This is a genomic window from Massilia phosphatilytica (assembly GCF_977014125.1).
In genome coordinates, this window is sequence record NZ_CDRNIL010000010.1 from 1 (window position 1) to 10,052 (window position 10,052).

The 10,052-nt window shown below is 60.4% G+C and carries 18 protein-coding genes and 4 pseudogenes; 9 read left to right on the forward strand and 13 right to left on the reverse strand.

The window, feature by feature from the left end:
* The 4 genes and pseudogenes from ACWNCF_RS00315 to ACWNCF_RS00330 all read left to right on the forward strand — a co-directional run.
* A pseudogene (locus ACWNCF_RS00315) lies at window positions 1–212 on the forward strand (hypothetical protein); the annotation flags it as partial.
* Window positions 213–423: 211 nt separating this feature from the next.
* Complete coding sequence (locus tag ACWNCF_RS00320) at window positions 424–573, forward strand: hypothetical protein (protein ID WP_449405614.1); 150 nt, start codon at window positions 424–426, stop codon at window positions 571–573.
* Complete coding sequence (locus tag ACWNCF_RS00325) at window positions 570–773, forward strand: oxidoreductase-like domain-containing protein (RefSeq protein ID WP_449405615.1); 204 nt, start codon at window positions 570–572, stop codon at window positions 771–773. Before ACWNCF_RS00320 ends, ACWNCF_RS00325 begins: the two co-directional genes overlap by 4 nt.
* A 77-nt stretch (window positions 774–850) precedes the next feature.
* A pseudogene (locus ACWNCF_RS00330) lies at window positions 851–1,353 on the forward strand (arsinothricin resistance N-acetyltransferase ArsN1 family B).
* A gap of 229 nt (window positions 1,354–1,582) precedes the next feature.
* On the opposite strand, the gene ACWNCF_RS00335 reads toward ACWNCF_RS00330, so the two are convergent.
* The 12 genes from ACWNCF_RS00335 to ACWNCF_RS00390 all read right to left on the reverse strand — a co-directional run bounded on the left by ACWNCF_RS00335 (window position 1,583) and on the right by ACWNCF_RS00390 (window position 8,302).
* Window positions 1,583–1,840, reverse strand: coding sequence for a hypothetical protein (locus ACWNCF_RS00335; RefSeq protein ID WP_449405616.1), 258 nt, complete (start codon window positions 1,838–1,840; stop codon window positions 1,583–1,585).
* A gap of 214 nt (window positions 1,841–2,054) precedes the next feature.
* Window positions 2,055–2,351 carry a hypothetical protein gene (locus ACWNCF_RS00340; RefSeq protein ID WP_449405617.1) on the reverse strand — a complete coding sequence of 99 codons (297 nt, stop codon included), beginning with the start codon at window positions 2,349–2,351 and terminating at the stop codon, window positions 2,055–2,057.
* A gap of 297 nt (window positions 2,352–2,648) precedes the next feature.
* The gene (locus tag ACWNCF_RS00345; protein WP_449405618.1) at window positions 2,649–2,897 is read right to left on the reverse strand and encodes a hypothetical protein; all 249 of its coding nucleotides are present in this window, start codon (window positions 2,895–2,897) and stop codon (window positions 2,649–2,651) included.
* Window positions 2,898–3,277: 380 nt separating this feature from the next.
* Entirely contained in the window at window positions 3,278–3,484 is a 207-nt protein-coding gene (locus tag ACWNCF_RS00350; protein ID WP_449405619.1) for a hypothetical protein, read from the reverse strand.
* A gap of 106 nt (window positions 3,485–3,590) precedes the next feature.
* Entirely contained in the window at window positions 3,591–3,797 is a 207-nt protein-coding gene (locus ACWNCF_RS00355) for a hypothetical protein (RefSeq protein WP_449405620.1), read from the reverse strand.
* 346 nt (window positions 3,798–4,143) lie between these two features.
* A complete protein-coding gene (locus tag ACWNCF_RS00360; protein WP_449405621.1) occupies window positions 4,144–4,659 on the reverse strand; it encodes a hypothetical protein in 516 nt (171 codons plus the stop codon).
* Window positions 4,656–5,480, reverse strand: coding sequence for a hypothetical protein (locus tag ACWNCF_RS00365; RefSeq protein WP_449405622.1), 825 nt, complete (start codon window positions 5,478–5,480; stop codon window positions 4,656–4,658). The genes ACWNCF_RS00360 and ACWNCF_RS00365 overlap by 4 nt, the downstream gene beginning before the upstream one ends.
* 35 nt (window positions 5,481–5,515) lie before the next feature.
* Window positions 5,516–5,941 carry an ExbD/TolR family protein gene (locus ACWNCF_RS00370; protein WP_449405623.1) on the reverse strand — a complete coding sequence of 142 codons (426 nt, stop codon included), beginning with the start codon at window positions 5,939–5,941 and terminating at the stop codon, window positions 5,516–5,518.
* A complete protein-coding gene (locus tag ACWNCF_RS00375) occupies window positions 5,931–6,602 on the reverse strand; it encodes a MotA/TolQ/ExbB proton channel family protein (protein ID WP_449405624.1) in 672 nt (223 codons plus the stop codon). Before ACWNCF_RS00375 ends, ACWNCF_RS00370 begins: the two co-directional genes overlap by 11 nt.
* Before the next feature lie 82 nt (window positions 6,603–6,684).
* On the reverse strand, window positions 6,685–7,158 hold the full coding sequence (locus ACWNCF_RS00380; RefSeq protein ID WP_449405625.1) for a hypothetical protein: 474 nt from the start codon (window positions 7,156–7,158) through the stop codon (window positions 6,685–6,687).
* Entirely contained in the window at window positions 7,158–7,790 is a 633-nt protein-coding gene (locus tag ACWNCF_RS00385; RefSeq protein ID WP_449405628.1) for a serine hydrolase domain-containing protein, read from the reverse strand. The genes ACWNCF_RS00380 and ACWNCF_RS00385 overlap by 1 nt, the downstream gene beginning before the upstream one ends.
* A gap of 92 nt (window positions 7,791–7,882) precedes the next feature.
* Window positions 7,883–8,302: a serine hydrolase domain-containing protein gene (locus ACWNCF_RS00390; RefSeq protein ID WP_449405626.1), complete on the reverse strand. Its 420-nt coding sequence runs from the start codon at window positions 8,300–8,302 to the stop codon at window positions 7,883–7,885.
* On the opposite strand from ACWNCF_RS00390, the pseudogene ACWNCF_RS00395 reads away from it, so the two are divergent.
* A pseudogene (locus ACWNCF_RS00395) lies at window positions 8,255–8,548 on the forward strand (serine hydrolase domain-containing protein); the annotation flags it as partial. The gene ACWNCF_RS00390 and the pseudogene ACWNCF_RS00395 overlap by 48 nt on opposite strands.
* Window positions 8,549–8,562: 14 nt before the next feature.
* Here ACWNCF_RS00395 and ACWNCF_RS00400 read toward each other — a convergent pair.
* Window positions 8,563–8,703 carry a hypothetical protein gene (locus ACWNCF_RS00400; RefSeq protein ID WP_449405629.1) on the reverse strand — a complete coding sequence of 47 codons (141 nt, stop codon included), beginning with the start codon at window positions 8,701–8,703 and terminating at the stop codon, window positions 8,563–8,565.
* A gap of 8 nt (window positions 8,704–8,711) precedes the next feature.
* Here ACWNCF_RS00400 and ACWNCF_RS00405 point away from each other — a divergent pair, with 8 nt between their 5' ends.
* The 4 genes and pseudogenes from ACWNCF_RS00405 to ACWNCF_RS00420 all read left to right on the forward strand — a co-directional run.
* Window positions 8,712–8,849, forward strand: a complete 138-nt coding sequence (locus tag ACWNCF_RS00405) for a hypothetical protein (RefSeq protein WP_449405630.1) — start codon at window positions 8,712–8,714, stop codon at window positions 8,847–8,849.
* On the forward strand, window positions 8,846–9,139 hold the full coding sequence (locus tag ACWNCF_RS00410; protein WP_449405631.1) for a hypothetical protein: 294 nt from the start codon (window positions 8,846–8,848) through the stop codon (window positions 9,137–9,139). Before ACWNCF_RS00405 ends, ACWNCF_RS00410 begins: the two co-directional genes overlap by 4 nt.
* The gene (locus ACWNCF_RS00415) at window positions 9,136–9,723 is read left to right on the forward strand and encodes a hypothetical protein (RefSeq protein WP_449405627.1); all 588 of its coding nucleotides are present in this window, start codon (window positions 9,136–9,138) and stop codon (window positions 9,721–9,723) included. The genes ACWNCF_RS00410 and ACWNCF_RS00415 overlap by 4 nt, the downstream gene beginning before the upstream one ends.
* Before the next feature lie 82 nt (window positions 9,724–9,805).
* Window positions 9,806–10,052 (forward strand): annotated as a pseudogene (locus ACWNCF_RS00420) (hypothetical protein); the annotation flags it as partial.

The window sequence follows — 10,052 nt, forward strand, 5'->3', positions numbered from 1 at the left end:
ACGTATTGCTAAGGTTAAAACGGGGAGGAGTTAGTTGGATGATCCAGCACCTGGTCAACCGGAGTCGGGACCTCAAGCCAAGGGACCAAGTGATTTCATACGTGCAGGAGCATGTTGGCAAAGGCCGAATCAGGATAGCTGATCGAGACTTTCACGGATATGTGCTCATTGGAATGAACGGTGTAGCCGCCGGGTGGCTCTCGATCTTATGAGAAGCCGTTAGCTGCTCACGGTCCGGGTACGGCTTGGTTCCGCCGGTCGTGACCGTTCGTGACTTTTTCGCTTCAGCAACCTGCTATGCTGAGCTGAACGGCCTAGTTCGGTCACAACCGGCCTTTGGCCTAGCTGATCTATGACCGGAAAAATATGAAGAGACTAGCTTTAATAGGTGGATCCCTACTGTTTCTCTCCGGCTGCTATACCGTGAACAACGAGCGATTTGCAAACGATGTGCGCGCCTCGACTTTCGCGGCACGATTGGGTATGCTGCGCCGCATGTCCCTCCCGTGCCATCCAGGCCCACTGCCGCGCGAGGAGATCCTGGCCATCATCGACACCGACAACACACCGTGAGCATCCCCGATCCCGACCCGCGCCCCCAGCCGCCCATCGAACCCGCGCTGGAGGATTGCTGCGGCTCGGGCTGTCCGAACTGCATCTTCGACGTGTACCAGATGCTGCTCGCGAACTACAAGGAGGCGCTGGCGGCGTGGGAGGTGCGGCATCCGGAGCAGTCGAGCGACAGCGCCACGAATCAGGCCGGCGCTTCGTAAAGGCACGGACGCCCGCGAACTTGACAACTTCCGGCCCCCGCCCCACCATCGTCGACGCCACCTCTTCGCCGATTCCCATGCCGACCACCCACATCCGCCCCGCCACGCCTCTTGATGCCGCCCGCATCTGCGCCATCTACAACCACTACGTCACGACGGACGACCATCAGCTTCGAGGAAGAGCCGGTCGCCGAGCCGGACATGGCGCAGCGCATCGCCGACGTCGGCGCGGCCGGCCTGCCGTGGCTCGTGCTGGAAGTCGACGGCGCGCTCGCCGGCTATGCCTATGCCACCAAATGGCGCGTGCGGCCCGCGTACCGGCACGCCGTCGAGAGCACGGTCTATCTCGACGGCGCCTGGGCCGGCCGCGGTTTCGGGCGGATGCTGTACGGTGCCCTGCTCGACGCCTTGCGCGCACGCGAAGCTGCACGTCGTCATCGGCGGCATCGCGCTGCCGAACGATGCCAGCGCCGGGCTGCACGAAGCGCTCGGTTTCCGCAAGGTCGCGCACTTCTCGGAAGTCGGCAAGAAGTTCGGGCGATGGGTCGACGTGGGTTACTGGGAACGCAAGCTCGCCTGACAGTCCTTCGAACCAGAACTGCCGGATGACGCAGTAAGTGAAAAGTCGGGTACCAATTGCAAAGGCCTTTTTCACTATCCCTGTCATCCCGGGCATAGCGAGGTGACGAACAAATTGAAAATTTCTGGCTGATGCGCCTTAAATACTGAAAAATTCCGATGGCTTGGCGGGACGTATCGACAGGCTTCCAACGACCGGAAGTCGCCGTTGTCGTCAAACGGTTTTGACTTCAAAAACCCGCACACGCAATCGGCGGCGTATCAACGCGATCAAGCGTCATCGGCGCTTGTGATGGAGTCAGATTTACTCGTTCAATGCATGTGTACGGCAACAAGTTTTGCCGTGTTTTTACGCATGTGATGGCCGGCGCTGAGCTGTGTGGATCACATGCGAAGCCATTGCTTTCAAGTTTTCCGATCGCTAACGACATCTCCATGCCAGGTTGTACGAGGGCGCGCACATCGTTTGCAAATCGCTCGTTGTTCACGGTATAGCAGCCGGAGAGAAACAGTAGGGATCCACCTATTAAAGCTAGTCTCTTCATATTTTTCCGGTCATAGATCGCTCAGGCCAAAGGCCGGTTGTGACCGAACTCGGCCGTTCAGCTCAGCATAGCAGGTTGCTGAAGCGAAAAAGTCACGAACGGTCACGACCGGCCGGAACCGACCCATACCGGACCGTGAGCAGCTAACGGCTTCTCATCAGGTGGAGGACCACCCGGCGGCTACACCGTTCATTCCAATGAGCACATATCCGTGAAAGTCTCGATCAGCTATCCTGATTCGGCCTTTGCCAACATGCTCCTGCACGTATGAAATCACTTGGTCCCTTGGCTTGAGGTCCCCGAGCTTCCGGTTGACCTCAACAAGAATGTCATCTGCGTGAATGAATTCGTCAATCAGCCTGTCAAGGACTTCCCTTCGAATCGTCCCGTCAGCCTCAAGCACGTTCAACCAATTTACGATGGCTAACTCGGCCTGCGGGAAGTGCGCAGCCATCAGCTCGTGGACCCGGCGTGGATTCATCGTTTTCGTCTCGGTGGCGTTGTAACAAGGAACTAGTATGTCATTCGTCGGTCGCGGTGCAATGTCCGCTCTTGGCCCAGGCTGTGTAAAAACGCGAAATCATGACGTTTTCAGGGGTCTCTTTACCATTCCCGACCTCGCGAAAACGCCGTAGCGAAGGTTTTCGAGGGCCGGCCGCCGCAGACGTCACGTCGGCCGCACGTTTTTACACAGCCTCGGCCGAACCCGGTCGACCGTGAACGCTCTGGGCCAACAAGAATCTGCATGCGGCTACTGGCCCACACAAATAACTTTAGTTTCGTACTGTTGGGCATTTTCTTTTTTCTTTGCGGCCCACGTGACCACTTCCTGAGCTTCAGCGGCTGTCATGACGGTTGCTTTCTGTTTATTTTTGATGAACGACACGCCTTCGAACTTCCCTTCCTTGCTACGCATGACTCTGGCAAAGACGGGCGCCATCTTGCCGTCGCCAGCGCGCTTGTTTTGCTGGACGAGGTAACGTTGGTCGGTTGTTTCCATGACAAAACTCCATACTTGTAGAGCAAAGCAGCATTCTACGGCGTGCGCAGCGCCACCAGCAAAACACGGTGGGAGCAATGATCATTCTTACCCGGATGGCGCCGAACCCGGCCGTTCGACCCAACATAGCAGGTTGCCAAAGCGAAAAAGTCAGGGACTGGCACCACCGGCCCGAACCGACCCATACCGGACGTTTGAGACCGCTTAACTCGCACTCTTCTCATACGATGCAAATGGACCGAAGCAGATGAAATCCGCCTTCAAGGCTTCGACTACATCTGCTTGAACAGGGAACTCCGCAATAAAATCCGGCCACGCTTCCACGACAAAAGCGTCCCAAGCTCAGCGGATCAAGTTCCTGGATTTGGCGGTCCGCCATGTCAATAAAGTCGAACCCTTGGCTTGACTTCTGCGGAGACCGCCTTCAATGCTGCAGCTTCATGATCGGATGCGCCCACGAAAACCGGCACATAGGCGCCAATCAAGTTTGAAGGCATTTCGGTGTTCCTGCCACGGGCGATATGCAAGGTCATACGGAATAGCTTGTCACGTTGCGGAGGCGGCTTTTGCTTGAACAGTTTGAGCATTGGAACGAGAGATGAAACTAGAATTTTCAGCGGCTGGTGGTTCGAACGATGGCTTTGGCCGAAGTCGGCCGTTCGACTGTGATGAAAGGCAGCGTCCGATCCTAATTTACTTACTCTTGCTCATCCAATACATCTCACCGAGCACAGCCACGACCGTGACCAATAGAGTTCCGAGCAGCATCCCAAACCAGTCTATCGGGGACACTTGACCGTCGCGCCAATACTGGAGCCCAGCGTTGGCTGTGATTACCGAAACGAGGACCCACGGCTCGTGTTTTAGCGCCGCCTTCATCGCACTCTTCATTTTGCTCATCTAGTTTTCCCTCAGTTAGCCGGAACTTCCGCTTTTGGCCGAACCTGGCCGTTAGGCTCAGCATAGCAGGTTGCCGATCTGGAAAAGTCACCGACTGTCACGACAGGCAACTGTCGACCTTGGATTCAAACGGTCAGTGCAACACAACAATCTGCATAGGCAGAAGGAATGTTGCGGATGAAGCGAAGACCCAGGATCTACTAATACAGAAGCCCCAAAGGCGCTCATGTGGAAGCGGTGGAAGGAGGGCAAATCGCTCCACCAAATTGCGTAGATATTCGATCGAAATCACTCATCGATACTTTGAATGCGGCTCACCCGCGGGACAACACTACCGAATAAAACATCAGTCCAAGGTTGTTGTAGAGCTTAAAAAGGATCGTATTGCGCCCTTGCGGAAGTGTAGCCGGCGCTGCCCTTCCGTCAGGTTCATCGTCGAAAGGTCCCCGTACAGCGACGTAAACGCCTGGTGGTACCAGTTCTTTTCCCCAGTTTGCTCGCTGATCCACACGGCGCTGTCGTTGAACCATATTTTCGAATCGTCGTCGGCACCGATCCAGACCCACAGGTCCATGTCGCGGTCTACGCTCACTTCCGTGTACGCATAGTAGACGGCCTTCTCGGCGTGCTGGCGTGGGACCATCGGATAGACGGTCTGCTGCTGCCAAGTCCAGCGGACCAGCTGGCCATCCTTGCCGTAGTAGACGGCGTCCAGGTCGACGCCGCGCTCGGGCGGATACACGAACTGCTGGCTGTCGCCGCCATGCCCTTCGAACGGACCGATTACCCACCAAGTGTCGAGGAAGACGCGGTTCGCGGCGGTGCCGCCGGCACCGATCACCTGTCCACTGCCCGGATTCATGTGCGCGGCGTCGACCTGGGCGGTGGGCGGTAGAACGCGCGCTGCCGGTCGTCGGACATGTCCAGGCTGCGGCCTATGATGACCTTGGGCGAGTCGACCTCGAGGCCGGTGGCCAATACATCGAGCCGGTCGCCCCGCACGCCGGCTGCCAGTGCTCCGGGCCGGTCGGTCTGCATGCCAGTTCCCAGGCTCGGCCCGCCATCTCCCTGGCTTTTGCCAAGGTCGCTACCTTTGCCTTCTCCCTTGCCTTTGCCAAAACCGATCCTTTCGCCGATCTGCGTGTTTCCTGGATGAAGCAGCAACCCGTTACGCTGCGCCTTTAATTGCGCGCGACGCTCTTGCAGCGCCTTCCTGGCCTGTTTCGAAAGCTGCTCGACGATGGCTTCCGGCGTGCTGGCCTTGGGCGCGGCAGGTGCCGGTTGCCTAGCCGCTTCGGCCTGCACTCGGCGCCGCGCCTCTTTTTCCGGGATGTGCAGCACGCGCGCCATTTCGGCGGCGCGGATGTGCTGGCGGACCTGCTCGATCTGCAGCGCGATCTCCTGCGCGCGTCGCGCCGGGTCGGCGGCGTCGGGTGACTTGTCTCTCGTTCCGTCGCGCGGGGGCAGACCCGCGCTTTCCTCGAGCGCGTCGCGGATCTCTTCCATCCTGCGCAGTTCGCGCCGCATCTCGCGTTGCGCCGTTTCGCGCATTGCCGCGTCGACTTGCACCTGCGCGGCCTTGCGCTGGTGCTGCTCGATGCGCATCCGTCCTGCTTCGCACAGGCCCGCCGCCAGCAGCGCATGGGCGGTCAGCGACGCGATCAGCCAGGGATTGCGCCGCACGAATGCCTGGAAGCGAACCGCCGCGTCGCCGACTGTCATTTCCGTCGCGTATGCATTGAAATCGTCGTGAGTCCTACGAACTGGCACAGGTCGAGGACCTGCACGATGGACTCGTAGGCGGCATGGCCGTCGCCGTCGATGCGAACCGGACGGCCTGGGTTCCGCGCGGCTTCGGCGCGCAGGCGCTCGTGCAGCGCTTCGGTGGACAGGACCCGGTCGTCGATAGCCACGTTGCCGCTGCGGTCGACGCGTATCACTATCGGGTCGGGCGCAGCCGTTGTCATGTCGAGCGACGCGGTGGACTTGGGCAACGTGATCGGCAGATGCTTTTCCATGTGCTGCTGCTCCTTTTGCTTGAAAGACGTCGCTACCATGAAGAACATCAGCAGGAAGAAAATGCAGTCGATCAGTGCGATCAGACCGATCTCGGGCTGCTCGTCGTCGTCGAGGTTAATGTGCATGCCGGCTGTCCAGCAGGCGGTTCAGCTTGCGCTCAAGCGCAATGCCGATGTAGACCATGCGGTTGCGAAAGTAATGGTGCATCGCCAGCGACGGCAGTGCGACGGACAGGCCGGCTGCAGTATTCACCAGCGCCTTCGAGATCCCGCCTGCCAATAGCGTCGGATCGCCCATGCCATGCGATGCGATCACGCTAAACGATTCGATCATACCGACCACGGTCCCCAGCAGCCCGACGATCGGCGCGACTGTCGCCACCACATTTAACGCGTAAGCCTTCTGCTGCTGCAGGCGCAACTCGACGCGCGCCAATTCGGCAGTGCGCGCCGCCAGCACATCGTGTGGCAGTGCGTGCTGCGCCGCCATCCAGCTCAGGATGCGCGCGAGGGAGCTTTTACCACCTGCCACACGCTCGCCGAGCTCGGCAAACCGGCCGCTCTGCCACAGCGCTTCGGCTTCGTCCGCCAGCTCGGGCGGCACCACTTTTTGCAGGCGGAAGTTAGCCAGGCGCTCGAATGTAACGGCAAGTGCTAGCACCGACAGCGCGCCGATAACAACGACGCCGATACCGCCGTGCGCCAGCTCGTCGGTCGCGTTGAGAGGCTGAGCCATAGCGGGAATGGCGAGAAGCAACAGGAAAGGACAGGCGGCGAGACGAGACATTGGCATTTCATTCCGACACATTGTGTTAGGGCCACGCGAATGGTAGAAATATTTCTTCGCATACTGGGTACCGTCCAGGACCTTATAGGTTCGTCCCGAGGCGCGTCATCCGATTGAATTTCAGGTTGCGCACCCTACCGTCGCCGGTGGTGACCGTAAAGCTCGCGCAGTGATCCTCGGCGTCGCATTGATATTGAATGGTGCCGAGCGGGAACCCGGTGGAGAACACTCCCTTGTCGTTGAAGTCCAGCACGGCCGAGCCGCGCGGATAGGTCACTTCCAGGTTGCCATTGCGTTTCGCCACCGAATACACTGTACGCAGTTCGTCGCTGTAGAAATCGCCTTCGAATTTCGTCAAGGCGCCCGCAGGGGGAACCGGGCGCTGGACGCGCCTTGCGGGCGTGTCGACGCCGTTTGCATGCAAGACGCCGCGGGCGACGATGCCATCCGGGCCGGGAGCGTCGAATGTGAACTGGGCATTGGTCGCCTTCGCAAAAAATTCACGCTCGCTTGAAGCGTACGCGGGGATCCTGGGCCATCCGGTTGACTTGGCCATCAGCTGTCCGTGTTCCCGGGTGAAGTCGATGCCGGCTTCCGGCGACATGGCGTAATACCCGACCAGCGCGTCCAGGCGCGCCCGGTTCTGCAGCGGGGATTTCCCTGGAGGGCTTCACGAGGCGCGGCTGGTGCAGGTGCCGCGGGCCGCGCCGCCGCAACTGCGGGGTCAAGGTAGATGTCGGCGATCGCATGAACCAACTCGCCGAGGTCGATGTCGGCGCCATTGGCCAGCATGATCACCGAGAACCGTTGGTCGGGGAAGCGCAGAAGCTGGGCCCGAAAGCCGCCGCAGGCCCCGCCATGCTCCACGATCCGTTTGCCGCGATAGGCATCGACGATCAGGCCGGATGCGTAATCGATCGGCTGGCCGTCGTTCAGCACGCCCGTCGCCTGCATGCGCGCGATCAAGTCCTTGCCTCCGACACGGCCGTCGTAGAAATTCCGGTCCCACAAGGCCAGGTCGCCCACCGTCGATACCAGTCCACCGGCGCCGTCCATGGAATCGCCGAACGCCACGTATTCGTAGCCGCCGGCGGGGGACAGCACGTACGACGATGCGCGGCCAGGCACAACGGTCCGTAACCGTGCAGGATGCTTGCCGAGCGGTTCGAAGATGCGTTCGCGCGAAATCGGCCAGCAGCTTGCCCGAGACGCGCTCGACGATCAGTCCGAGCAGCATGTAGTCGTGTTGCTGTACAAGTGCTCCTGGCCGGGCGCGAAATTCAGCGCGCGTTGCCGTTCGATGAGGGGTGGCGGATCGTGATCGTTTTTCCCAAGTCCGGCACTTCCGGCACGTACGTTCGGACATCGTCGTCGAGCGACAGTTTGCCGTCCTGCGCCAGCAAATGAATCGCGAAGGCAGTGAATTGCTTGGAATTCGAGCCCACCGTCATCTTGCTGTCCACAGTCAGCGGAACGCCGCGTTCCAGGTCGGCCATGCCATAAGCTTTACTGAGCAGCACCTTGCCGTCACGAATAACGGCAACGACGGCGCCCGGCGTGTCCGGACGGTTCCATCTGGCGAACAGGGCGTCGATCTGGCGTTCCTGGGCACTGGTCGGCGGTGCGGCGTTCCGCTGACTGTGGACAGCAAGATGACGGTGGGCTCGAATTCCAAGCAATTCACTGCCTTCGCGATTCATTTGCTGGCGCAGGACGGCAAACTGTCGCTCGACGACGATGTCCGAACGTACCTGCCGGAAGTGCCGGACTTGGGAAAAACGATCACGATCCGCCACCTGCTGCACCACACGAGCGGACTGCGCGACTTTTTCGACCTGATGAGCCTGACGGGCTGGCGCGGCGACGAAGTGATTACCCAGGAAGACGTGCTGCCCCTCATCGAACGGCAACGCGCGCTGAATTTCGCGCCCGGCCAGGAGCACTTGTACAGCAACACGAACTACATGCTGCTCGGACTGATCGTCGAGCGCGTCTCGGGGAAGCCTTCGCCGATTTCGCGCGCGAACGCATCTTCGAACCGCTCGGCATCGAGCCGCGCAATTCCTGCACGGTTACGGGACCGTTGTGCCTGGCCGCGCATCGTCGTACGTGCTGTCCCCCGCCGGCGGCTACGAATACGTGGCGTTCGGCGATTCCATGGACGGCGCCGGTGGACTGGTATCGACGGTGGGCGACCTGGCCTTGGAGCCGAATTCTTCGACGGCCGTGTCGGAGGCAAGGACTTGATCGCGCGCATGCAGGCGACGGGCGTGCTGAACGACGGCCAGCCGATCAATTACGCATCCGGCCTGATCGTCGATGCCTATCGCGGCAAACGGATCGTGGAGCATGGCGGGGCCTGCGGCGGCTTTCGGGCCCAGCTTCTGCGCTTCCCCGACCAACGGTTCTCGGTGATCATGCTGGCCAATGGCGCCGACATCGACCTCGGCGAGTTGGTTGATGCGATAGCCCGACGTACCTTGACCCCGCAGTTGCGGCGGCGCGGCCCGCGGCACCTGCACCAGCCGCGCCTGTGAAGCCCTTCAGGGAAATCCCGCTGAGCCGGGCGCGCCTGGACGCGCTGGTCGGGTATTACGCCATGTCGCCGGAAGCCGGCATCGACTTCACCCGGGAGCACGGACGGCTGATGGCCAAGTCAACCGGATGGCCCAGGATCCCCGCGTACGCTTCAAGCGAGCGTGAATTTTTTGCGAAGGCGACCAATGCCCAGTTCACATTCGACGCTCCCGGCCCGGATGGCATCGTCGCCCGCGGCGTCTTGCATGCAAACGGCGTCGACACGCCCGCAAGGCGCGTCCAGCGCCCGAGTTCCCCTGCGGGCGCCTTGACGAAATTCGAAGGCGATTTCTACAGCGACGAACTGCGTACGGTGTATTCGGTGGCGAAACGCAATGGCAACCTGGAAGTGACCTATCCGCGCGGCTCGGCCGTGCTGGACTTCAACGACAAGGAGTGTTCTCCACCGGGTTCCCGCTCGGCACCATTCAATATCAATGCGACGCCGAGGATCACTGCGCCGAGCTTTACGGTCACCACCGGCGACGGTAGGGTGCGCAACCTGAAATTCAATCGGATGACGCGCCTCGGGACGAACCTATAAGGTCCTGGACGGTACCCAGTATGCGAAGAAATATTTCTACCATTCGCGTGGCCCTAACACAATGTGTCGGAATGAAATGCCAATGTCTCGTCTCGCCGCCTGTCCTTTCCTGTTGCTTCTCGCCATTCCCGCTATGGCTCAGCCTCTCAACGCGACCGACGAGCTGGCGCACGGCGGTATCGGCGTCGTTGTTATCGGCGCGCTGTCGGTGCTAGCACTTGCCGTTACATTCGAGCGCCTGGCTAACTTCCGCCTGCAAAAAGTGGTGCCGCCCGAGCTGGCGGACGAAGCCGAAGCGCTGTGGCAGAGCGGCCGGTTTGCCGAGCTCA

Coding starts and splice junctions, on each gene's coding strand:
- ACWNCF_RS00340 (WP_449405617.1), bottom strand. CDS start 2,351: ATGGCTGCGCACTTCCCGCAGGCCGAGTTAGCCATCGTAAATTGGTTG.
- ACWNCF_RS00345 (WP_449405618.1), bottom strand. CDS start 2,897: ATGGAAACAACCGACCAACGTTACCTCGTCCAGCAAAACAAGCGCGCT.
- ACWNCF_RS00350 (WP_449405619.1), bottom strand. CDS start 3,484: ATGCTCAAACTGTTCAAGCAAAAGCCGCCTCCGCAACGTGACAAGCTA.
- ACWNCF_RS00355 (WP_449405620.1), bottom strand. CDS start 3,797: ATGAGCAAAATGAAGAGTGCGATGAAGGCGGCGCTAAAACACGAGCCG.
- ACWNCF_RS00360 (WP_449405621.1), bottom strand. CDS start 4,659: ATGAATCCGGGCAGTGGACAGGTGATCGGTGCCGGCGGCACCGCCGCG.
- ACWNCF_RS00370 (WP_449405623.1), bottom strand. CDS start 5,941: ATGCACATTAACCTCGACGACGACGAGCAGCCCGAGATCGGTCTGATC.
- ACWNCF_RS00375 (WP_449405624.1), bottom strand. CDS start 6,602: ATGTCTCGTCTCGCCGCCTGTCCTTTCCTGTTGCTTCTCGCCATTCCC.
- ACWNCF_RS00380 (WP_449405625.1), bottom strand. CDS start 7,158: ATGGCCAAGTCAACCGGATGGCCCAGGATCCCCGCGTACGCTTCAAGC.
- ACWNCF_RS00390 (WP_449405626.1), bottom strand. CDS start 8,302: ATGAATCGCGAAGGCAGTGAATTGCTTGGAATTCGAGCCCACCGTCAT.
- ACWNCF_RS00400 (WP_449405629.1), bottom strand. CDS start 8,703: ATGCGCGGCCAGGCACAACGGTCCCGTAACCGTGCAGGAATTGCGCGG.